Source organism: Salinivibrio costicola subsp. alcaliphilus (assembly GCF_001996185.1).
Classification (GTDB): Bacteria; Pseudomonadota; Gammaproteobacteria; order Enterobacterales; family Vibrionaceae; genus Salinivibrio; species Salinivibrio costicola.
In genome coordinates this window covers 98,211-121,118 of record NZ_MUFR01000004.1, presented here as the reverse complement: position 1 = coordinate 121,118, position 22,908 = coordinate 98,211, and the positions used below count along the sequence as shown (strand labels likewise).

Annotated in this window: 21 protein-coding genes and 2 tRNA genes; 8 read left to right on the top strand and 15 right to left on the bottom strand. The window is 51.5% G+C overall.

Features of this window, described 5'->3' with window-relative positions; translation table 11 throughout:
* Nucleotides 1-192 precede the first annotated feature (192 nt).
* Nucleotides 193-1,089 carry a TIGR01777 family oxidoreductase gene (locus tag BZJ21_RS02545; RefSeq protein ID WP_077460079.1) on the top strand — a complete coding sequence of 299 codons (897 nt, stop codon included), beginning with the start codon at nt 193-195 and terminating at the stop codon, nt 1,087-1,089.
* 133 nt (nt 1,090-1,222) lie between these two features.
* On the opposite strand, the gene BZJ21_RS02540 is transcribed toward BZJ21_RS02545, so the two are convergent.
* A complete protein-coding gene (locus tag BZJ21_RS02540) occupies nt 1,223-3,664 on the bottom strand; it encodes an ABC transporter permease (protein WP_077669044.1) in 2,442 nt (813 codons plus the stop codon).
* A complete protein-coding gene (locus tag BZJ21_RS02535) occupies nt 3,654-4,340 on the bottom strand; it encodes an ABC transporter ATP-binding protein (RefSeq protein WP_077660765.1) in 687 nt (228 codons plus the stop codon). The genes BZJ21_RS02540 and BZJ21_RS02535 overlap by 11 nt, the downstream gene beginning before the upstream one ends.
* Here BZJ21_RS02535 and tesA point away from each other — a divergent pair.
* The 3 genes from tesA (at nt 4,339) to BZJ21_RS02520 (ending at nt 7,116) form a co-directional block, all read left to right on the top strand.
* A complete protein-coding gene (gene tesA, locus BZJ21_RS02530) occupies nt 4,339-4,950 on the top strand; it encodes a multifunctional acyl-CoA thioesterase I/protease I/lysophospholipase L1 (protein WP_077660764.1) in 612 nt (203 codons plus the stop codon). The genes BZJ21_RS02535 and tesA overlap by 2 nt on opposite strands.
* A 29-nt stretch (nt 4,951-4,979) precedes the next feature.
* Nucleotides 4,980-5,825 carry an SDR family oxidoreductase gene (locus tag BZJ21_RS02525; RefSeq protein ID WP_077669043.1) on the top strand — a complete coding sequence of 282 codons (846 nt, stop codon included), beginning with the start codon at nt 4,980-4,982 and terminating at the stop codon, nt 5,823-5,825.
* A gap of 436 nt (nt 5,826-6,261) precedes the next feature.
* Nucleotides 6,262-7,116 (top strand): co-chaperone YbbN, encoded by an 855-nt coding sequence (locus tag BZJ21_RS02520; protein WP_077460075.1) that lies wholly within the window; start codon nt 6,262-6,264, stop codon nt 7,114-7,116.
* 4 nt (nt 7,117-7,120) lie between these two features.
* Here BZJ21_RS02520 and cueR read toward each other — a convergent pair whose 3' ends face one another.
* Nucleotides 7,121-7,582 (bottom strand): Cu(I)-responsive transcriptional regulator, encoded by a 462-nt coding sequence (gene cueR / locus BZJ21_RS02515; RefSeq protein ID WP_077575919.1) that lies wholly within the window; start codon nt 7,580-7,582, stop codon nt 7,121-7,123.
* 104 nt (nt 7,583-7,686) lie between these two features.
* Between cueR and BZJ21_RS02510 the strand changes: the two genes are divergently transcribed.
* Together BZJ21_RS02510 and BZJ21_RS02505 are read left to right on the top strand one after the other, a co-directional pair.
* Nucleotides 7,687-10,494, top strand: coding sequence for a cation transporter (locus BZJ21_RS02510; RefSeq protein ID WP_174566331.1), 2,808 nt, complete (start codon nt 7,687-7,689; stop codon nt 10,492-10,494).
* Between the two features lie 12 nt (nt 10,495-10,506).
* Nucleotides 10,507-10,944 (top strand): DUF411 domain-containing protein, encoded by a 438-nt coding sequence (locus BZJ21_RS02505; protein WP_077460072.1) that lies wholly within the window; start codon nt 10,507-10,509, stop codon nt 10,942-10,944.
* Nucleotides 10,945-11,157: 213 nt separating this feature from the next.
* Here the strand turns inward: BZJ21_RS02505 and BZJ21_RS02500 are convergent.
* Nucleotides 11,158-11,234: transfer RNA gene (locus BZJ21_RS02500), tRNA-Pro, on the bottom strand.
* A 200-nt stretch (nt 11,235-11,434) separates the two neighbouring features.
* Nucleotides 11,435-11,511, bottom strand: a tRNA-Pro gene (locus tag BZJ21_RS02495).
* A gap of 305 nt (nt 11,512-11,816) precedes the next feature.
* Between BZJ21_RS02495 and BZJ21_RS02490 the strand changes: the two genes are divergently transcribed.
* Nucleotides 11,817-11,954 carry a DUF3149 domain-containing protein gene (locus BZJ21_RS02490; RefSeq protein WP_077669041.1) on the top strand — a complete coding sequence of 46 codons (138 nt, stop codon included), beginning with the start codon at nt 11,817-11,819 and terminating at the stop codon, nt 11,952-11,954.
* A 144-nt stretch (nt 11,955-12,098) separates the two neighbouring features.
* The gene (gene smrA, locus BZJ21_RS02485; RefSeq protein ID WP_077669040.1) at nt 12,099-12,683 is read left to right on the top strand and encodes a DNA endonuclease SmrA; all 585 of its coding nucleotides are present in this window, start codon (nt 12,099-12,101) and stop codon (nt 12,681-12,683) included.
* Between the two features lie 62 nt (nt 12,684-12,745).
* Here the strand turns inward: smrA and BZJ21_RS02480 are convergent, their stop codons facing one another.
* The 10 genes from BZJ21_RS02480 to hemA form a co-directional block, all read right to left on the bottom strand.
* On the bottom strand, nt 12,746-13,363 hold the full coding sequence (locus BZJ21_RS02480) for a LysE family translocator (RefSeq protein ID WP_077460070.1): 618 nt from the start codon (nt 13,361-13,363) through the stop codon (nt 12,746-12,748).
* Between the two features lie 18 nt (nt 13,364-13,381).
* Nucleotides 13,382-13,855 (bottom strand): Cys-tRNA(Pro) deacylase, encoded by a 474-nt coding sequence (gene ybaK, locus BZJ21_RS02475; RefSeq protein ID WP_025744494.1) that lies wholly within the window; start codon nt 13,853-13,855, stop codon nt 13,382-13,384.
* A 96-nt stretch (nt 13,856-13,951) separates the two neighbouring features.
* Nucleotides 13,952-15,625 carry a bifunctional UDP-sugar hydrolase/5'-nucleotidase UshA gene (gene ushA / locus BZJ21_RS02470; RefSeq protein WP_077660760.1) on the bottom strand — a complete coding sequence of 558 codons (1,674 nt, stop codon included), beginning with the start codon at nt 15,623-15,625 and terminating at the stop codon, nt 13,952-13,954.
* A 271-nt stretch (nt 15,626-15,896) separates the two neighbouring features.
* Entirely contained in the window at nt 15,897-17,243 is a 1,347-nt protein-coding gene (locus tag BZJ21_RS02465) for a Na+/H+ antiporter NhaC family protein (protein WP_077660759.1), read from the bottom strand.
* A gap of 155 nt (nt 17,244-17,398) precedes the next feature.
* The gene (gene kdsA / locus BZJ21_RS02460; RefSeq protein ID WP_077647147.1) at nt 17,399-18,250 is read right to left on the bottom strand and encodes a 3-deoxy-8-phosphooctulonate synthase; all 852 of its coding nucleotides are present in this window, start codon (nt 18,248-18,250) and stop codon (nt 17,399-17,401) included.
* A 31-nt stretch (nt 18,251-18,281) separates the two neighbouring features.
* Nucleotides 18,282-19,091 (bottom strand): SirB1 family protein, encoded by an 810-nt coding sequence (locus tag BZJ21_RS02455; protein WP_025744492.1) that lies wholly within the window; start codon nt 19,089-19,091, stop codon nt 18,282-18,284.
* A 2-nt stretch (nt 19,092-19,093) separates the two neighbouring features.
* A complete protein-coding gene (locus BZJ21_RS02450) occupies nt 19,094-19,477 on the bottom strand; it encodes a SirB2 family protein (protein WP_025673295.1) in 384 nt (127 codons plus the stop codon).
* 31 nt (nt 19,478-19,508) lie between these two features.
* Nucleotides 19,509-20,354: a peptide chain release factor N(5)-glutamine methyltransferase gene (gene prmC / locus BZJ21_RS02445; RefSeq protein ID WP_077669039.1), complete on the bottom strand. Its 846-nt coding sequence runs from the start codon at nt 20,352-20,354 to the stop codon at nt 19,509-19,511.
* Entirely contained in the window at nt 20,354-21,442 is a 1,089-nt protein-coding gene (gene prfA / locus BZJ21_RS02440) for a peptide chain release factor 1 (RefSeq protein ID WP_077575927.1), read from the bottom strand. The genes prmC and prfA overlap by 1 nt, the downstream gene beginning before the upstream one ends.
* An 11-nt stretch (nt 21,443-21,453) precedes the next feature.
* Nucleotides 21,454-22,713: a glutamyl-tRNA reductase gene (gene hemA / locus BZJ21_RS02435; RefSeq protein WP_077460061.1), complete on the bottom strand. Its 1,260-nt coding sequence runs from the start codon at nt 22,711-22,713 to the stop codon at nt 21,454-21,456.
* Nucleotides 22,714-22,908: the final 195 nt, after the last annotated feature.

The window sequence follows — 22,908 nt, the reverse complement described above, 5'->3', positions numbered from 1 at the left end:
AACACGGTGTTTATGTGCCTATTTATGTTAACACTCCCAAACCAAGGTGCGAGAAGCAGAGCAAAAAACTGCGCGATCCAACCGATTTTGGTTGCGGTACGTATCAGGATGCAAAGCAATCACTTGCGCTAAGTCTAAAACCCTCTTAGCGTTACGGTTAGGGATTACAACAACACGTTTAGGACATCAGGCATGAAGATTCTTATTACCGGCGGCACTGGCCTGATAGGTCAGGCGCTGATTCCGCGATTACTCTCTGAGCATCAAGTCACCGTGCTGTCTCGGTCGGTGCAAAAAGTGACGCAATGTTTTGCCAATAGTGTGACACCGCTGGAGCGGCTCGATGATTTGTCGCATCTGAATGATTTTGATGCCGTGATTAATTTGGCCGGTGAACCTATCGCCGATAAGCGTTGGAGTGAGCAACAAAAAGGGATTATTTGTACCAGCCGCTGGGGGCTGACCGAAAAGCTGGTTGAAAAAATCCATGCCAGCAGCACCCCACCTCACACCTTTATTAGTGGCTCGGCGGTGGGGTACTACGGCGATCAGCAAGATCGCGCCTTTGATGAAACCTTGATGGTTCATGCCGATGACTTTGCCCAGCACGTGTGTCATCAGTGGGAGAAAATTGCACTGAAAGGCGCCTCAACCAACACCCGAGTGTGTTTGCTGCGCACCGGCGTAGTGTTAAGTGCCGAGGGGGGCGCGTTGAAACGGATGATGCTGCCTTACAAGCTTGGGCTCGGAGGCCCGATCGGCAAAGGGCAGCAATATATGCCGTGGATTCATATTGATGACATGGTCGGTGCCATTATCCACCTGCTCAACACCCCTGAGCTCAAAGGGCCGTTTAACTGCACCGCCCCGGAGCCAGCGACCAATAAACGGTTTAGCCAGGCGCTCGCCAGTGCCTTAAAACGCCCGCATGTGTTCTTTGTTCCCACACTCGCGATCAAAACCATGATGGGCGAAGCCTCGCACTTGTTGCTCGATAGCCAGCGCGCCTTGCCGCATGCGTTAGAGGACTCAGGCTTTGAGTTCCAGCACCCCAAGGTGGAAGAGGCGATGCAGTCACTGTTTAAATAGCGCTTTTTACCTTTCGCACAAGCGTGTTGCTGGCCAGATTTTGCTGGACGTTTGATACAAAAAAGCGGGTATCAATTTTCTTGATACCCGCTTTGTTATGTGTAAAACGAGGATGCTTTACACCCGCACCGTGTTAACGCCGTTGCGGGTCAATCAGTTTACCCAGCATTGAGGCGACGGTGACAAACACCAACCCCACTGCTAACACCGGTAGCACCGCCCAAAGCTCGGGATGCAAACGCACTTCCATTTCAAAGCCCCATTTGAGCAGCCCTGCCATCGCCGCTTCAGCGCCAAGCACCGCCATTAACCCCGACACCAAGGCCATCACCCCATACTCACTCCACAGAGTGCGTTGAATACGGGTGCGGCTGGCCCCCAAGGTACGGTAGAGGTTAATTTCCTGCTGGCGTTCGCTCAGGCTGATACGCAGCAAGGTCAGCAGCAGTAACAAGCCGCTGATCACCGCTAGCCCTGCCAACACCGAGAGCGACAAGCCAATTTGACGCAAAATCGATTGAATACGACTGCTCATGGTGCGTAAATCGAGCAGCGTGACGGTTGGGTATTCCCGTGCCAACCGATTGAGCAATGACGTTTGTGATTCATCAAGCCGGAAGCTCACCAACCAGTTGGCCGGTTTGTCGGCGAGAGTGTCACGGTCGAAAATAAAGTAGAAATTGGGCCGCATGTTGCGCCATTCGACTTCACGAATCGAGTTGACCGTGGCGGTAAAGTCTTGGCCGGTGACGCTAAAGGTGAGGCTGTCGCCAATCTCAATCCCTAAACGCGCGGCAATATCCGCTTCCACCGAGACGCCATTTTCGGTTGGCCAGTCGCCCGCAAGCACCTCATTATGCGAAGGCAAGGTTTCACGCCAGGTAAAGTTAAGCTCTCGGCGCAGCGCTTCATCGGCTTCATCGCGCTCGGCTTCATCGGTGGAAACCTGGTAGCGCTCGCCATTTTTGCCCACTAACCGGCCGCGCACGATCGGATACGCATCGGATCGCATCAAGCTGGCTTGGTCGAGCTCCCCCACGTAGTCTTGTTGTGCACTTGGTGCAATGTTCATGGCAAACACATTGGGCGCATCGGGCGGCAGCATCCGTCCCCAATCGGCGAGCAAATCGGTACGCAGCAGCCAGATGATCGCCAACAGCATAAAGGAGATCGCCAAAGCCCCTAGCTGCACGCTGCTAGCCAGTTTGTTGCGGGTAATTCGGCTAAGAGCCAGTTTTACCGACGGTGCGCGTACGCGCGATTTCACCAGCTTGAGCAGGCCTAAGCCAGCCAATGCGAGCAGCACGATCATCGCTGCCATCGCTGCTAACACACTCCATAATAGGGTGTTATCAAACGCCCACAGCGCAAGCGCGCCAACCGGAATCGCTATCAGGATAGCGGCGGTACCACGACGATGCCGCCCGCTGCCAGCCTGCGATTGCACGGCTGCCAACGCGGGCGCATCCAGTAATTTCAGCAATGGCACGCCCAGTGCAGGTAATGCCACCAGCAAGGCAACCCCTGGCGCGAGCACCCATGGCACCCAGCCGTAACTGGGCAGCGGTGAGGGCAATACATCGGTTAGTGGTAAACGCAGGAGCACTTCCAACAGGTAGCCGGCGCCTAAGCCCACCACGGTCGCTAACACAAACAATAAGGTCAGCTGACGCGCTAACCAGCGCCGCACCCACTGCTGACTGGCGCCCAGACTTTTTAGCATCGCCACCAAATCGGCGCGACTTTTGGCATAGTGCTGACACGTGAGCGTTAAGGTGGCCGCGGCCATCACAATCACTAAAACGACGGTAAGAGATAAATACTGGCGGCTGCGATCGAGCATATCGCCAGTACGATCAGAGGTGTTTTCATCCACCCAGCGCTCGCCGTCTTGCAGCGTATAGCTGTCCCTTGCGGCACTTAAACCTGGCTCATCACCGGTTAAGAAGTAGCGATAACGTACCCGGCTCCCTTCGCGTACCACGCCGGCGGCAGGCACATCATCACGGTGCATCATCACCGCAGGCATTTGGCTAAAAGGATTAAACGACAGCTCTGGCTCGGCGGCCAAGGTGCCACTGACGCTCAGATCAAGATTGCCAATCGAGACCTTATCGCCCGGCTTAACATCGAGCAAACTAAACACCCGCTCAGACAGCCATAGCTCACCGGGCTGAATGCGTCGATCTCCCGTTAGGGCTTGGCCGTTTTGCTCCAACACCAGATCGCCACGCAACGGATAGAGGCTATCCACCGCTTTCACGCTCACCAGCTGCATGTTTTTTTCGCTGAACGCCATGGTGCCAAAGCGGGTTTGTGCTGATACCGTGGTGCCCGCTTGTTTAAAGGTCTCAATTTGCTCGGTGTTTATAGGCTGGCGCGTGCTTAGCACGGTATCAGCAGCAATCAGGTTGCGTCCTTGTTGGGTGAGGACGTTTTCAATCCGATCGGCCAATGCGGAAAGCGCGAACACGCAGGTGATAATCAGCGCCAGCGCCACCGCCACCGGCCATATCTGTCCATGCAAAAGCTCTCGCCACGCCCAGCGGTTAAGCAGTCCATTATTACTCGCCATTGACGTGCTCCTGTAGTTTGCCGCTGTCCATCATCAAGGTACGCTGACAGCGTTTGGCCAGCGCCGGATCGTGAGTGACCAACACCAAGGTAGTGCCATGCTTTTCATTCAGCTCAAACAGTAAATCAATAATGGTTGCGGCGGTTTTTTGGTCGAGGTTACCGGTTGGCTCATCGGCAAATAACACGTGCGGGCGGATAATAAAGGCGCGCGCGAGGGCAACACGCTGTTGTTCGCCGCCAGAGAGCTGTGAAGGTAAGTGTGTTTCTCGTCCTTGCAATCCTACCGAGGCCAGCAGTTGCTTGGCGCGGGTTTCGTCTTCGTTTTCGCCACGAATGGTCAGTGGTAGCATCACATTTTCTAATGCATTCAGTGATGGCACTAAAAGAAAGCTTTGGAACACAAACCCTACCGATTCCGCGCGCAGGGCGGCACGGGCATCTTCGTCCAAGGTGGAAAGCTTGTGCCCGAGCAGATCGACTTCACCTTCACTGGGCGTATCTAACCCGGCAAGCAAGGTCATAAGGGTCGATTTTCCCGCGCCCGACACGCCCATTAGCGCAATCGACTCACCCGCCTCGATTTGTAGCGAGACATCCTGCAAAATGGTAAGCGGCTGTTCGCGTGTCACGACATGTTTTGCAATTTTTTCGGCTCGAATAACAGGAGAGGCCATGTTACGCATCCTTACTTTGTTGTGTTTTTTGTGGGTGAGCAGTGCCAGTGCACAAACGCTCCTCGTCCTCGGTGATAGCCTAAGCGCTGGCTACCAAATGGCAGCTGAACAAGCCTGGCCTGCCAAGCTACCGCGCGCGCTGCAAGATCGCGACCTAGATGTTAAGGTGATCAATGCCAGTATATCGGGTGACACCACAGGCAATGGCCTACAACGTTTGCCGCAACTGCTTGAGCGCCACCAACCTGAGTGGGTGCTGATCGAGCTCGGCGGCAATGATGGCCTGCGGGGTTGGCCGTTCAACCGTATACGAGACAACCTTAAGCAATTGATCACTCAGGCACATACGGGCGATGCCAAGCCGCTGTTAGTACAAATCCAGATCCCGCCCAATTACGGCCAGCGCTATGCGCAAGGGTTTGCTGATATTTATCCTACACTGGCAGAGCAAACACAAACCCCCTTACTGCCCTTTTTTATGGAGTCTGTGATCCAAAAGCCTGAATGGATGCGTGATGATGGCATTCATCCGATGCCGGCGGCCCAAACGTGGATTGCCGAGTTTATGGCAGAGCAACTGGTACCGTATCTGTCACAGCCTGACAGTTAATCAACAATAATCAACCAATAGGGATAACGATGACAGCCACCACCCCTTTAAAAAACGCGATCCTTATCACCGGTTGTTCAACAGGGATCGGTTTTGCCTGTGCCAACGCCTTGCATGCTCAGGGCCACACGGTGATCGCAAGCTGCCGACAAGCGGAGGATGTCACACGGTTGCAGCAACAAGGATTAATCTGCATTCAGTTAGACGTCTCGGACAGCAACAGCATTGATCGCGCGGTGGCCACGATTGATGAAATGACCGGTGGGGTCTTGTTTGGCCTCTTTAATAATGGCGCTTACGGCCAACCTGGTGCGCTGGAAGATTTGCCCACCGACGCGCTGCGCGCTCAGTTTGAGACCAATGTGTTTGGCTGGCACCATTTAACCCAAGCCTTATTACCGATGCTGCTCAGTCATAGCGGGGGACGGATTGTGCAAAACAGCTCGGTGCTTGGCATTGTCGCGCTCAAATACCGTGGAGCCTACAATTCGAGTAAATTTGCGCTTGAAGGCTGGACCGATACCCTGCGTTTAGAGCTGAGCGATACGCCGATTAAGGTGAGCTTGATTGAGCCTGGCCCGATTGAAACGGCGTTTCGTGCCAATGCGCTCAGCGCCTTTAAACACTGGGTCGACCCGAATAAAAGTCGCCACCAGCAAGCCTATCAAAGCCAAATCGACCGTCTTGCTGCAGACGAAGGCGGCAACAAATATACCCTACCCGCCGACGCACTGGTTGCGCCACTGACGCATGCCTTGTTCTCGCCTCGCCCCAAGGTGCGTTATCGCGTCACTCAACCCACCGTATGGATGGCGATTCTCAAGCGACTGCTCCCTAGCCGTTGGCTGGATCGGGTCTTGCTCAAAGGCAGTTAATGCAACAATAAGCCGTCGCGGTAAAAAATGTGCTGACTGCCTCATTTGTCATACTTTTGTCATAGAGGTGGGCTAATCTAATTTGTAATGACGACAAAGGCTCTGGGCAACGGGGCCTTCTTGTTAACAGGTAGTATTATAAAGACAAACACAACAACAGGAGCCGGCGGATGACCTTACATCAGTTAAACTGGCTCTGCTTGAGCGTCGCATTGTGCGTGGTGCTCTTGTTCTAACCCGCACGTGTTATTGTTAAAACGTCGCTTGTTTGCAGACCGACGAAATAGGCCACCAAAAGGTGGCTTTTTCGTTTCTCGCCCCCTTGTTGGCTTTGCACATTCCCGCGAGCTTAAACACGCAATTACAGGGCCAGTTGCTTGAATTTCTGCGCGTTTGCCCCCACCCTTAGTGAAAATCCATATCGTCAGGATTCATGATGAACGCAAACTATATCGTCGAATTAACCGAGCATAATTTTCAGCAAATTCTCGAATCATCGTCACGCACGCCTGTGCTGATTTACTTTTGGGCTAATATGATGCCCGAAAGCGTGGAGCTAAAACCCACCGTCGAACAAATTGCTCACGACAGTCATGGCACCTTTACCCTTGCAACCATTGATTGTGAAGCGCAACAAATGATTGCCGCCCAATTCGGTGTCCGTGCGCTTCCAACGCTGGCATTGTTCAAAGATGGTCAGCCAGTGGACGGTTTAGCTGGCCCACAAAACTACGACACAGTGCGCGAAATGCTTGATAAGCACCTACCTAGTCAAGAGAGCCAAGCCTTTGATCAGGCGCGCCAGTTAATGGCAGAGGGCAATTATACCGATGCGCTTGTGATCATTAAGCCGCTGGAGTCCAGCCTTGGCGATAAAGCGGAATACAAGCTTGCCCTTGCAGAATGCTTGGTAGAAACCCACCAGTTTGATGCCGCACAAGCCATTCTTGAGACCATTTTGCTGCAAGATCAAGACGCGACTTATAAGTCATTGATCGCAAAAATTGAATTGCACCATCAAGCCGCAGATGGCCCCGAAATTCGACGCCTGCAAGCGGCGCTTGAAGAAAATCCAGGGGATGCAGGTGTCGCGTACGAACTGGCTTTGCAGTTTAATCACATTAACCGCAGTGAAGATGCGCTTGAACTCTTGATGGGTATTTTGCGTCGCGATCTTAATTACGCCGACGGTGAAGCCAAGAAAACCTTCATGGATATTTTGGCAGCACTCGGCCAAGGCAACGAGATCGCCTCACGCTATCGCCGCCAGCTCTATTCACTGCTTTACTGATCGTTTAATTGACTGCTGGCGATTGGGTCCCCGATGCGCAACAACTTGTGGCATCGGCTTTTAAATCGCCTAACTCACTGTCACCGCGCAGTGCTTCGATAATCGGACACTGCGCGTCACCATCGCCCGGACAAGCCTGAGTCAAGGCATGCAGTGTGGTTTTCATCGCCGCCAACTCTGCGATTTTTTCATCAATTTCGACCAGTTTACTCTCTGCTCGCGCTTTGACATCGGCACTACGCAAAGACGGATCGCGCGATAACGCCAATAAATCGCCACTCTCATCTAATGTAAAACCCACCAGCCGTGCACGGCGAATCATTTGTAGCTCACTGACATGCTGTTCGCCGTAATCCCGGTAACCATTATCGGCACGATGCGGCGGGGTGATCAGCCCTTTTTGTTCATAAAAACGGATGGTTTTGCTGGTTAAGCCGGTTTTTTCGGCCACTTGTTGAATTTTCATATTCGTCGCTTGACCTTCCAGTAACTATAAGGTTTACAGTTTAGCTTAACTGAAATTGCGACAACCGCCAACATCTCACGATGAGAGGCTATCAAGGAGAAGCAATGACGACGACCGACACCAAGATCACCTATTACACACTGCCGTTAAGTGGCCTAAGCTGCCAAGGCTGTGTGAAAAAAGTGACGAAAGCGCTCGAGGATATCGACGGCGTTCGCATTGAGGACGTTGACACCCAATCACTCTCGCTTGAGACCTGGGGCGAAAGCGAACAATATTCTCTTCGCCAAGCCGTCTCAGCAATTGAATCGCTTGGCTATCATGTCGGCTACCGCCATCATTTCACGTTAAGTGGCTTAAACTGTGGCCGCTGTGTCGCTAAAGTAGAAGCAGCATTGGACGAGCAGCCCACCGTGTTTACACACGCCGTCAGCAAAACCCATGCCGAGGTGCACACGAGCTTGAGTGCTGATGCACTGATTGAGATTATCCACCAGCTGGGTTATCAAGCGGCACGCGCATCTGATAATGACGCAAACGTGAGCACTGACAACGAATCACCAGCGCAGACAGACGCACGTAACGCGAATCCAGAAACCTCAGAAGCATCAGAAGCATCAGAAGCATCGGAAGTATCGGAAGCCAAGTCATCCTCGGTCGATAATCCTGCAGATTCAAGCAAGGCCAGCCGTCAGCAATACGTATTATCCGGTATGACCTGCGCAAGCTGCGTGCAAAGCGTAGAAAATGCGATTAGCGGTGTGGATGGCGTGGCGAACGTGAGCGTTAACCTAGCCGAGCGTAGCGCGATTGTTAAAGGCAGTGCATCGTCAGACGCCATTGTTGCGGCAGTAGCAAACGCTGGCTATGGCGCGGAAAAAGTCGAAGACGATAATGATCGGCGTGAGCGCCAGCAAACCCAGCAAGCCAACGAGCTAAAAAACTTTAAACGCAGTACGTTCGCGGGCTTAGGCTTGGGGGCGCCACTGATGGCTTGGGGCGTATTCGGTGGCAGTATGACCATTCAATCGAGCCAAGATCAGTGGGCGTGGGGCGCCATTGCGGTGGTAACCCTCTTGCTTCTTGCAACCGGTGGCCGTCACTTCTTTGCCAATGCCTGGCAAGCGCTGATGCACAAACGTGCCACCATGGATACGTTGGTGGCGCTCGGTACCGGTGCCGCGTGGCTGTATTCCACCGCGGTGGTCATCGCACCTGCATTATTCCCAGAGCAAGCCCGTCATGTGTATTTTGAAGCCTCAGCCATGATCATTGGTTTGATTAGCTTAGGCCATGCGATTGAAGCACGTGCCCGTGCCAATACGTCTAAAGCACTCGACCAATTACTTGATTTACAGCCACCTACAGCCTTAGTCATTGAAAACGGACAAGAAACAGAGCGTCCGCTTGTTGAAGTGAAACAGGGAATGACACTGCGGGTTAAACCTGGCGCTAAGGTACCGGTTGATGGTGAAGTGGTTGATGGCAGCAGCTATATCGACGAATCCATGCTGACCGGTGAGCCTGTGCCTGTTCATAAAACAGCGGGGGACACGCTTCATGCCGGGACCGTGAACCAAAAAGGTGGCTTAACCTTTAAAGCCACTGGTGTGGGCAGCGATACCATGTTGGCACGTATTATTGATTTAGTGCGCGAAGCGCAAAGTAGTAAGCCTGAACTGGCGAAGCTTGCCGACCGTATTTCAGCGGTATTTGTGCCTATCGTGGTCGCCATTGCCATTGTTACCGCGGCTATCTGGTATTTTGTCGGTCCAGAGCCGTCGGTTAGCTACATGCTGGTCACCGCGACCACGGTGTTGATCATCGCCTGCCCCTGCGCGCTTGGCTTGGCGACCCCTCTATCCGTTACCGCTGCGGTGGGTCGCGCCGCCGAAGTCGGGGTCTTAATCCGTGATGCTGATGCGCTGCAAACCGCGGCAAAACTGCACACCTTGGTGTTTGATAAAACGGGCACACTGACCCGCGGCCAGCCCGAAGTCACGCATGTGAATGCTATTCACGGCGACCAAGAGCGCCTCATGGCAATTGCTGCCTCACTGGAGCAACACTCCGAGCACCCATTGGCCCAAGCGATTGTTGGCTATGCCAAGCAGCAGACACTGTCGTTGCCGACATCAAATGACTTTAACAGTGAATCTGGCAAAGGGATCCAGGCCAAGATCGACGGTGAACGTTACTACATCGGCAACCAAGCGTGGATGCAGGCACAAGGGATAGATACTGACGCCCACCAAACCGATATCGACGCCATGACTCAGCGTGGCGAAACCGCGATTTACCTTGCCAATGCGGACAGCGTACAAGCGCTTATTGGTGTCAGTGATCCGATTCGTGATGATGCCATAGACGCTATCGCTCGCCTGCAACAACAGGGGCTTGAGGTGATCATGCTCTCTGGCGACCACCCAGATACCGCCAATGCCATTGGCCGTCAGCTGGGCATTGATCACGTTATTGCCGGTGTGCTGCCTGATGGAAAATCGGAACAAATCCAGTCTCTCCAACAGCAAGGTAAATGCGTTGCCATGGTCGGTGATGGTATCAATGATGCGCCGGCACTTGCGCAAGCCGATGTCGGTGTGGCGATGGGCAGCGGCAGCGATATTGCGATAGAAAGCGCGCAAATTACGCTGATGCACCAACACCTTGGCGCCTTGGCAGACGCCATTGGGCTATCTCAAGCCGCGGTACGCAACATGAAACAAAATCTCTTTGGTGCCTTTATCTACAACACCTTGGGGATCCCGATCGCTGCCGGCATCCTTTACCCCTTTACCGGCATGTTGCTCAGTCCGGTGATCGCGGGTGGCGCAATGGCGCTCTCTTCGATCACGGTGGTGACCAATGCAAACCGATTACGTTTTTTCAAAATAAAATCAGACGATAAGTAACAAGGAGCGATAATGAAGCGTTTACAACTACTTGTAGCAACAGTGGGCCTAATGAGTGCCTCGGCGATGGCCGCGAGCGGTGTGGTGTATAAATCCCCCAGCTGTGGCTGCTGCGACGATTGGGTTGAGCATATGGAGCAAGCCGGCTTTGAGCTAGAGGTAAAACCGCATGACAACATGGCGTCAGTCAAGCAAGACATGGGCGTCCCAGCTGATATGCAGTCATGTCATACCGCACGTATTAATGGCTATGTGATTGAGGGACACGTTCCTGCCCAAGAGGTGAAAAAGCTCTTGGCCACCAATACGGGGTTAGAAGGACTGGCCGTTGCAGGCATGCCGATTGGCTCACCAGGTATGGAATACGGCGATCGTCAACAGCCTTATACGGTCATGGCGTTTGATAAGGCAGGCAATACCCAAGCATTCCAGCACTACCCTAAGCCTTAAGTGCTGGACCGAGAAAACGAAAAAACCCCAGCCAAAAGGCTGGGGTTTTACGTTGGTCGGTGAAGAGGGATTTGATGGGGCGGCCCCCGCGGGACCGGCTCCCGGCCCCGACCAAATACGCTCTCCACTACCTGGATAGTGGTCGGTGAAGAGGGATTCGATGCGACCGGGCTCCCGGCCCCCGACCAAATGCGCTCTCCACTACCTGAATAGTGGTCGGTGAAGAGGGATTCGAACCCCCGACCCTCTGGTCCCAAACCAGATGCGCTACCAAACTGCGCTATTCACCGTTAATGCTTTTTACGTCAACCAAGTAATCTTAGTTTACTCAGTTTTAAAATAGTGGTCGGTGAAGAGGGATTCGATGCGACCGGGCTCCCGGCCCCCGACCAAACGCGCTCTCCACTACCTTGATAGTGGTCGGTGAAGAGGGATTCGATTGGACCGGCTCCCGGCCCCCGACCAAATACGCTCTCCACTACCTGAATAGTGGTCGGTGAAGAGGGATTCGAACCCCCGACCCTCTGGTCCCAAACCAGATGCGCTACCAAACTGCGCTATTCACCGACATATGACAAGTTTTACGAACTGATGTTCGTCTTGTCAAGCACAGAGCTATGCGATCAAATGCATCCCCGTGCTGAGGTCGCCTATCATACTCAAGCATCACGAAACCTCAAGCCCTAATCACGTATTTTTTCTCCCCTCTCAGTTAAACGGTGAAAGTCGCATCAATTGCGAGCAAATTGTGATCGCATCGTTGTTAACAAGTGTTGATAAATTGTTCGACATTTCTATTGATCTTGATCAGTATTCAACACAGTTCCTATTGGCATTCTGACCCTACATTAACGGACACGAGGGTACAGACTATGGACTTTTGGCTTGATCTACTTTTCGGCAACGCCGTGGGCTTGTCATCCATGATTGTCATCATCTGTACATTTGCCCTGATCAGTTTCTTTGGCGGCTATTTTGTCTACAAAGTGATGACATCTAAACTTCAATAACCTGTTTTATTGCCTACCTATCTTTAAGCAAACTTGCTTAACCTAGTGTTACACGGTTGGTCACAGAGTGTGGCGCTAGGTTTCTTTTTTTATTTTCGTTTATACTGTCCCAAATGACTCCACGACGTAGATGGCCCTGTAGTGATGAGTGATAAAAACGAATTTGAGCTATTCCGAGAAATGATGTCTGACGTGGCGCCAATCGAACAGGACACGGTTGAGGACCAAGCCGGACCGCACTCGCCGACTGAAGCGCAACTTGCCCGTCAGTACGCAGCACAGAGGTTAGCTCACAGTAATCCTGAGTATCTATCACTGGATTATGCCACCATGGTTAAACCCGACGACGTCATGGCTTATAAGCGGGATGGCGTGCAAGACGGGGTCTTTCGCAAGCTACGCTTGGGTAAATATGACATTAATGCTCGGCTTGATCTGCACAAGATGTCGTTGGAAAAAGCCCGTGATGAAATTCTCCGCTTCCTAAAGCAGTGCCAACGAATGGACGTGCGTACCGTGATTATCGTTCACGGTAAAGGCGAAAGGAGCAACCCACCGGCAATGATGAAAAGCTATGTCTGCCAGTGGCTGCAACAAATTTCTGACGTGCTCTGCTTTCATTCTGCTCTGAGGCATCAAGGCGGCTCGGGTGCGCTGTATGTGATGCTCAAAAAGAGCCAAGAGAAAAAGTTAGAAACCCGCGAACGACATCTCAGTCACCGTGCCTGAACAACAAAAAGACTGGCGAGTTGCCAGTCTTTTTGCTTTATTGCTTTATTTTCTTTACTGCTTTACTGCAGCGTAAATACCACGCGTATTGCCAGCGCGATTAAAACCACCCCTGACAGCTTGTCAATCCAAGCGCCACGATGACGGATTTTGTCAACAATGGTGGGGCTTGAGAGCAAAAATGCCACCAATGTATACCAAAGCCCGTCAATCAATAACGGGGTTAGCACAATCACACTGCGACTGAATAAGTCAGACCCTACTGCGACGAATTGACTGAATAAGGCAATAAAAAAGAGCGCCAGTTTAGGGTTTAGCATGGAAATCATCGCGCCATCACGCGCCGCTTCGCTAAGGCTTGCGGTTTTGCCCGCCTCTAGCTTTGCCGCGACGCCGCCTTTGCTCAGGAGTGATTTGATCCCTAACCAACCGAGATACGCCGCCCCTGCGTAGGCGATAATCGTGAACAAGATAGGCGATTGTTTAAAGATAACCGCTAACCCTAACATGGTAATTAACGCATACAGGCCAACACCAAACGCATGGGCCCATGAGGCGACAATGCCATGTAGGCGGCTGTTAGCGAGGCTATGTTTTGCCATCACCACCAAGCTGGGCCCTGGTGACATCGCTCCCAGCATACAAACTAAGGCTAACGATGCCCAAATGGTCAATGTCATGCTTGTTTATCCTCTTTTTTACTCGCCAATCGCGGCATACTGCCCCGCGGTTAACGTCATCAGATCGTCCGGGGATAGTTCAATTTCTAAACCGCGACGGCCCGCGCTAACGCACAGGGTTGAAAACTGTTTTGCTGAGGCATCTAAAAACGTCGGTAGACGCTTTTTCTGTCCGAGCGGACTAATGCCACCGACAAGGTATCCGGTTGCGCGTTGTGCCACCTGAGGGTCGGCCATGGTTGCTTTTTTCCCGCCCGCGGCTTTTGCGGCGGCTTTAAGGTTTAAGCTTCCTTTTACCGGCACAATAGCAACGGCCAGCTGTTTACTGTCACCATTGATACAAAACAATAAGGTTTTAAAGACTCGGGCCGGATCCTGCCCCAACGCTTGAACCGCTTCATCGCCAAAATTTGGATTATTTGGATCATGCGCATATTGATGAACCGAGAAGGCAATTCCCTGTTTTTCTGCCAATTTTATTGCTGGCGTCATAATGTTTCTCTACTACTCCAACACCGCATTATCATTACATAAAAAAAGCGGCACTGCATCGGTGCCGCTTTATCTTTATCGCCATTTTATCCGGTTTTATTTGTAAACAATCTCACCTTGTGGCGCATAATCGTTGACGTCGATGGGGCTGTTTGCTTCAAGGTAGTCTTTAAGCACCTCCGCATCGACAAAACCTGTGTTGACGTTACCTGGGTGGTTAGTCAGTTTTGGATAACCGTCACCGCCGGCCGCATTAAAGCTTGGCACGGTAAAGCGATAGGTTTTTTCCATATCAATCGGTTCGCCGCCAATTTTCACATCGTGAACGCTGCCGTTTTCAACCACCATTGAAACGCCGGCAAATTGGACATACGCGCCAGAGTCTGCAGGTTTGGTGCCAACCACATTGAGGTAATCCATCACTTCTTTACCGCTCATGTCGGTGTAAGTGACCATGTTGCCAAATGGCTGCACTTTAAGCACGTCTTTGTAAGTGATATCACCGGCGATAATAGAGTCACGCACACCGCCTGAATTCATCACCGCAAAGTCAGCGTTAGCGCGTTCCATATGCGACTTAGCAATTAAGCGGCCTAGGTTGGTTTGCTGGAAGCGCACCACATCACGATCGCCTTCTAGCTTGCCGTTACTCTCAGCAATCTTAACGTTGAGCTTCTCTTGGCCTTTGTCTTGGTATGGCTTCAAGAAGTCATACAAAGCTTGGTCTTTTGCTATTTCATCTTGAATAAAGACGCGCTGGCTCTCACCATCAACCTTGATTTTCTTTTTCAGGTTCACAGGAATAAGATCGTAGCTGACAAGATTTAAATCGCCATTCTGGAATTCAAACTCGGCTTTACCGACATATTTACCCCATTCATGGGCTTGCATGATCCACGCGCCGTTTTGCTGGTCTGGGGTACACGCATCACCGGGCTCGAAACTCTCGTTATACGTGTTCGGTCCTTCCATACAAACCGGCTCTTGTGAATGGCCGCCGATGATAAGGTCAAGGTCGCCATCATCCATATAGCGCGCCAACGCCACATCACCCGGGGCGTTTACACCGCTTTTGCCATCGGCATAGTGGCCCATATGGGTTGCCGCAATAATGATATCCGGCTTTTCGGTTTCTTTGAGCTTGGCGATCACTTTTTTCGCTTCTGCTTTCGGATCACGGAAATCAAGCGAGCCAATGTACTCAGGGTTACCAATTTTCGCGGTATCTTCTGTGGTCAGACCGACAACCGCAATTTTTAAGCCATTGCGCTCAAACATCTCGTAGGCCTGGAATTTACGCTCGCCCGTTTCTTTATCGTAAATGTTGGCAGACAGCATTGGAAAATCGGTCCACTGCATTTGCTGCTCGAGCACGCTCAATGGGTTATCAAACTCGTGGTTACCAATTGCCATGGCGTCGTAACCGATGCGCGTCATCCCTTTAAAATCCGGTTCCGCGTGGAGTAGATCAGACTCTGGGACACCGGTATTGATGTCACCGCCTGAGAGCAGTAGCACTTCACTGCCTTCTGCTTGTGCTTCTGTACGCAGCTCATCGATCAGCGTTTTGCGCGCGGCCATGCCGTATTCGCCATAGCGGTTGTGCCAGAAACGACCGTGATTGTCGTTGGTATGAAGAATGGTGAGTTTATAAGTGGTATCTGGCGCCCAACCTTGCTCTGGTGTCTCAGAGCCTGAGTTGGCACACCCTGCCAATGATGCAATTAACGCAGCACTAACCGCTGCCTTTAAACAAAGACGTTCCTTCATGATCATAGACCTTTTTAGCGAGGGATAAACCACCATCGACATCATTGTCGGTGGTTAGAAAACGCTATCTAGTCTAAAAGAATTGTTGCTATAGCGCTGAGCCATTTCATATTTTTGTTGCGATGATCACTATACGATATCCAAAATTACTGACTTTGGTGATCGGGGCAAAATTTCTAGAGCCAAGACTCTAAGCCATTAAAAAACGGTGCAGCCTTTGCTTATCTAATGAGACAGGCAAAGCCAGCACCGTGGTTTTATCAAGTGACGGTTACGCGCGGCGCGCTTGCCACCAATGACGACTACTAACAGCAATTAAGGCAGAAGCGGCTAAAAAGAAACAGTAGTAAGAATGGCTGACAATCACTAAAGGAGATAGCCCAAAGCTTGCACCGAGTAACAGAATTTGTGCGCCATAAGGAATCATGCCCTGCACGACACATGAAAAGATATCCAACAAGCTTGCACTTCGCTTAGCCGGTACGGAATGCTCAGTTGCTATATTTTTAGCCACTTGGCCCGAGACAACAATGGCCACGGTATTATTGGCCGTGCACAAGTTAGCGAAAGACACTAACAAGGCGATGCCAAACTCGCTCGCACGAGAATGATGCTGACCTTGGTTTTTCTGAAAGCGGACAATCACTTTATTGACTGTGTTGGTCAAAAAGCTTAATCCACCTTGGCAACGCATCAATTCAGCAATACCACCAATCATTAACGAGAGTACGAAGATTTCTTGCATGCTGGCAAAGCCGTCTTTGACCTCTTGGCTAAACGTCATCAAGGTAAAGTCAGGCGTGCTCATCAGACCCACGCCCATCGCCAGCAAAATACCTGAAGTCAGGACAACAAACACATTTAGTCCCGCCAGGGCCAATACGATGATCGAAAGGTAAGGGATAACCGCCAAGTAGTTAATGCTCTCAGGCGCTTCAACTGGCGCACTTTGATTATTAAATACAAACAGAATGATCGCAGCGATGGCAGCAGGAATGGCAATGCCAACGTTTTCTTTAAACTTGTCACGCATGCTACAGCCTTGTGAGCGCGTGGCCGCGATTGTGGTATCAGAGATAAACGATAAGTTATCGCCAAACATCGCGCCGCTCAGCAATACACCTGCCATGACAGCGGGCGATTGACCGGTTGCAGTGGCCATGTTCAATGCAAAAGGCGCAAGCGCGGCAATGGTGCCCATCGAGGTGCCCATTGCGGTGGAAATAAACGCCGCAATCACAAACAAGCCCGGCAGAATAAGGCTTTCGGGGATCAGCGCTAAACCAAGATTGACCGTGGCTTCCACGCCCCCGGTTGCATCCGCCACCGAAGAAAACGCGCCAGCCAGCAAGTAGATTAAACACATGGCAATAATATCACCATGTCCCATGCCACGAATGAGCTGCTCAATGGCCGTATTCAGGCGCTCACGGCTTAGGCCAATGGCCAAGATCACCGCGGGTAAAATCGCGACGTGTGCAGGCAATTGATAAAAGGCGTAGTCGACACCTTCTAAGGTAAAATACACGCCCGATCCAATAAAAAGGATTAAAAATAAAATCAGGGGAAGCAGTGCAAGCGCAGAAGGCTTCGGTGTGGTGTTTGCTGATGTTGTCATCGCAGTTTTGTTATACCTCTTATAAAACTGTCAACAAGATTACAGCCCTCTAGCCGTCCAGTCAACAAATAGACGTCTAAACATCTAAAAAACGAAGAGACACAAAAAAAGCTGCCAACGTTGGGCAGCTTTTTTATGGGTATCGATAGGCCGGATTAGCGAATATCGATATCTTCAAAGCTTTTGATCACATCATCCAGGGCTTTCATTTGCGCGAGGAAAGGCTCGAGTTTATTCAGCGGCAGGGCTGAGGGGCCATCACAACGGGCATTATCTGGGTCTGGGTGCGCTTCGATAAACAAGCCAGCAATTTTAGTGCCTAGACCTGCACGTGCTAAATCAACGGTTTGCTGACGACGGCCGCCGGATGCAGCGCCTTGCGGATCGCGACACTGGAGCGCATGGGTCACATCAAAAATAATTGGGCTACCGTTTGAGGCTTTTTTCATCACATCAAAACCCAGCATATCAACGACCAGGTTATCGTAACCATGGCAGCTACCACGCTCACACAAAATCACCTTCTCGTTGCCGCACTCAGCAAATTTATCAACAATGTTGCCCACTTGCCCCGGGCTCATAAATTGAGGCTTTTTCACGTTAATCACCGCATCAGTTTTGGCCATGGTTTCGACCAAATCGGTCTGGCGAGCCAAAAACGCCGGTAACTGAATCACGTCGGCGACTTCCGCCACGGGCGCGGCTTGGTATTGCTCGTGAATATCGGTGATCACTTTGACGCCAAAGGTGCGCTTGAGCTCTTCAAAAATCTTTAACCCTTCTTCCATCCCTGGGCCACGGTAAGAGTGCACCGAGGAGCGATTCGCCTTATCAAACGACGCTTTAAAGACGTAAGGAATGCCAAGTTTGTCAGTCACTTTGACGTAATGCTCACAAATTTGCATCGCTAAATCACGTGACTCCAGCACATTCATGCCAGCAAACAAGGTGAACGGGCGATCATTCGCAACAGGTGTATCGCCAATATGGACGGTTTTTTGCGTCATAGGGGTATCCTTTATCATGCGTTAACACGCATTAATGTAACGTCGGTTGCTCTTCGTTAAGCGCTTTCACTTGCATTTTTAACAGCTCAGCGGCCGGATCGTCCGGGCACTGCTCAATAAAATATTCATAGTCGGTCGCCGCTACGCGATCGCAATCCAACTGCTGAAAAATATAGCCACGATCACGAATTTCGTAAGGATCGTCTGGGCTAAAGGTCAACGCAAGCTCACTACAACGCAGTGCCAGGGCGTACTTTTCTTCGCGTAATAAAGCACTTTTGGCCACCGTCAGCCAACGACCAATAATGGTTGGATTGTCGCTCGGCAATAAGTGTGAATCCTCAAGCTCCGCCAGCGGCCCTTGGCTCCCTTTTAACCAACCGCGTAAAGTACGTTGGCTCACACGTTCGCCATTGAAGGGGTTAATAAACACAGGAGCGTTATCCAGTTGATCAATTCTCAACACTAATTGACTAGGAAAAGCGATGGGTTGAACGGGTAAAGATAAGCGCTCACAGAGGTATAAAAACACTGCCCCCAGTGAAGCGGGGATCCCGGTTTTACGCGCTAAGACTTTATCCAAAAAGACATTATCGGAAGAAAAGTACTGTTCGATATCGCCTTTAAACTGCCATTGGTGATAAAAAAGACGGCATAATCCCTCAAGACGCAGCGCCATATCGGGCTCGGCGCCGAGCTGATGCTCCGCTTCATCCGCGAGACGATCGAGAGAGGCCTTCACTTGATGAGCGTCGATCGACGCGTCAATGGCATGGTTGAGGCTGATAGCCCCTTCTGCCAGTGTTAGCGAATCTAATTGTTGATCGGTTAATGGCATCATATTTATCCCATTAGGTGTGGAACTTTAATCAGTGCTAAGTTAGCGGCGGCATAGGCCCACCCTAATGCACCAAAAAACGCCAGTGTCCGGAACAGTTTGCCGCGGCTGTAGTGTAAAGCAACAAAGCCTAATGCAATGTAAGCCAGTACACAGGTCAGCTTTTCGGTTAACCACGCACCAGACTCTGTAAACGGTATAAAACCGGTGACAAAAATCAATGCGACACCGGTGGTCAATAACAAGGTGTCGACCACGTGCGGCGTGACCTTGACCCATTTTTTGTTCATCATCTCGCTATCACGCATCACCCATACGAAACGGATCACGAATAAAGAGAGGCTTAATACCACGGTCAGTAAGTGGGTGTGCTTGAGGGCCATGTAGATCATAATGATTCCTGCTTCCTGTCAGTCTCAATTAACGTCGCTGTGCCAAGGTGATTCTATCGAGCCCAGCGTAATCTTGTTGGGTTTGGAGATTGTGCCAACCCGCTTCTTTCCATACACGACGCACCGCTTCTCCCTGGTTGTAGCCGTGTTCGACCATCAACCAGCCAGAGGCGACTAAGTAATCGGGGGCGGATTGACCAATATAACGAATATCTGCCAACCCACTGTCTTCAGCCACCAGCGCACTCATGGGCTCAAAACGAACATCCCCTTGTTGCAGATGCGGATCCGTCTCATCGATGTAAGGCGGATTACTGACAATCAGATCAAACCGATGCATATCGCTTAACGCCTTAAACCAGTCACTTTGAATAAAGTGGACGTTGTTAATTTGATGCGCATCCGCGTTTCGGCTTGCCAACATCACTGCTTCTGGCATCAAATCAACGCCCACAACGGTGATATCGGGGCGCTCACTGGCAATGGCTAATGCCACCGCTCCCGTGCCGGTGCCTAAGTCTAACACCCGACAAGGGGTCGCTGGCAGAAGCGCTAACGCCTGCTCTACCAAGAGTTCGGTTTCTGGACGCGGGATCAACGTCGCTGGCGACACATTCAGTCTCAGGGTCCAAAAGTCACGGTAGCCCAGAATGTATGCAATCGGCTCTCCTTGCAGTCGGCGGGCAAACAGCTGACGAAATTGCGCCAGTTGTGCCGCGGTGAGTTTGCGCTCGGGCCAGGTATAGAGATAGCTGGTAGGTTGCGCTAACACATGGCAGAGCAAGGCTTTGACATCAATGCCCGCTGAGCCACCGGATAATGCGGTGAGCTCAGTGGTGCTATCGGCCAGCAACGCGCCTATCGTGACTGTCATTATGGATGCTCAGACAAGGCCGCTAATTGATCCGCTTGATGCTCTTGAATCACAGGATCCACCAAGCTATCGAGATCCCCTTGCATCACATCGTCTAAACGATACAAGGTTAAGTTAATGCGATGATCGGAGACGCGACCTTGCGGATAGTTATAAGTCCGAATCCGATCGGAACGATCGCCCGAGCCAAGCAGGTTACGACGGGTTGAGGCTTCCTCAGCGGCGCGTTTTTCTTCTTCCGCTTTAATCAAACGTGCTGCCAGTACTGACATGGCTTTGGCGCGGTTTTTATGTTGTGAACGCTCATCTTGGCATTCCACCACAGTGCCGGTCGGCAAGTGAGTAATGCGAATCGCAGAGTCCGTGGTGTTGACGTGCTGCCCCCCCGCTCCTGAGGCTCGGAAGGTGTCAACTTTCAAGTCGGCCGGATTAATTTCAGGGGCTTCCGTTTCTGGCACTTCAGGCAAAATCGCCACGGTACACGCTGACGTATGGACGCGACCTTGCGACTCGGTGGCAGGTACGCGTTGTACACGGTGACCGCCGGATTCAAATTTCAGCACACCGTAGGCGCCTTCGCCAGCCACACGTGCAATGACTTCTTTAAAGCCGCCGTGCTCTCCTCCACTGGCACTGATCATTTCCAGCTTCCAACCGCGTTGCTCGGCATAACGGCTATACATGCGGAACAAGTCACCCGCAAAAATCCCGGCTTCGTCGCCACCGGCCCCAGCACGGATTTCCAAAAAGCAGTTACGGTCATCGTTCGGGTCTTTCGGCAACAATAAGATTTGCAGCTGATCGGTCAACGCAACAATGCTTTGCTCGGCTTGCGCGACTTCTTCTTGCGCCATCTCGCGCATGTCAGGATCATCTTCGTTGGCCATTTCTTGCGCTGCCGCGAGGTCTTCTTTGGCTTGCTTAAACGCCGTAAAACATTTGATCACTTCTTCCAGCTGCGCGTACTCTTTCGACAGCGCACGAAATTTGTTCTGCTCACTAATGATTTCAGGCGTTCCGAGCAGGTGTTGTACTTCCTCGTAGCGCTCCGCCAGCGATTCTAGCTTCGCTAATATTGATGCTTTCATAAATCTCTTCGTTAGTTGTCGCTGTCCAGCCCCAAGCACGTACGCATCACGGCCAGTTTATCGGGCTCACCATTTTGGGCAGCCTGCTGCATCGCTTGTGTCGGAGGGTGGATCAGTTTATTGGTCAGGCGGTTACTAAGCTGGCGTAATACGCTTTCTGCGTCAGCCCCATTGGCAAGGGCTTGAATACTCTGCGCCAGCTCCGCCTGTTTAATGTGTTCGGACTGTGTCCGGTATTGCTTGATGCTATCTACCGCTTCGCGTGAACGTAACCAGCGCATAAAGTCGGCGCTTTCTTCGGTGACAATGGCTTCTGCTTGGATCGCGGCCAACTTTCGTTGTTCTCGATTGTGCTCCACGATGGATTGTAAGTCATCCACACTGTACAAATAAGCATCCGATAAGTTGCCCACTTTCTCGTCTATGTCTCGTGGTACCGCGATATCGATTAACAGCATGGGTTGGTGGCGTCGCTGTTTCAAGGCTTTTTCAACCATCGCTTTTTCAATCAAAGGCATGGGCGCCGCCGTTGAACTGATCACGATATCGGCGTGGCAAAGCTGCTCGGGTAACGCGTCTAAGCCAATCACTTTGGCATCAAACTGTTCAGCTAAACATTGAGCGCGCGATTGCGTACGGTTCGCAAAGATAATTTGGCTGCATTGATGCTCATGCAAATGTCTCGCAACCAGTTCAATCGTTTCTCCCGCGCCAACCAACAATGTGGTGACGTCCGCTAAGGATTCAAAAATCTGGCGGGCCAACGTACAGGCCGCAAATGCAACAGATACCGCGTTGCCACCAATTTCGGTCTCGGTTCGTACCCGTTTTGCCACCGCAAAGGTTTTGTGGAACAATTTTTCCAACGAGCCGGAAATCATATCGGCATCACTGGCACTGGCGTACGCTTGTTTAACTTGACCTAATATCTGCGGCTCACCTAACACCAAAGAATCTAATCCACAGGCAACACGCATCAGATGCTTCACCGCAGATTGTTCCTCGTGATAATAAATGCTTGCCATCAAACTTTCGCCACTGAGTTGATGAAAGCGTGTGAGCCATTCAACCAAGACCCCGACACCAGGCTGATTTAACTCGGCGTAGATTTCGGTGCGATTGCAGGTTGAGACAATCACACAGCTGCGCACCTGCGGATGCTCGGAAAGCTGCCCTAACGCCTGCTCCAGTTGTTGCGGCGAAAAGGCGACCTTTTCCCGCAGCTCGACGGGGGCCGTTTTGTGATTGATTCCGAGAACTAACAGGCTCATGAAGCGTTGTTACCGACAGCACCAGTAAGGATTGGAGCGGGGGATTTTACTTGATGCCCCCCGTGAATTAAAGCGAACATTGTATCGCAGTATTTTCGTGGTGCGGAAATGTGAAGCCTCACGAGATTGATGACAGACTGGCCAACAACAACTATACCCATTCTTTCCTCCCGCACGGCTAAGTGCCTAACTGAC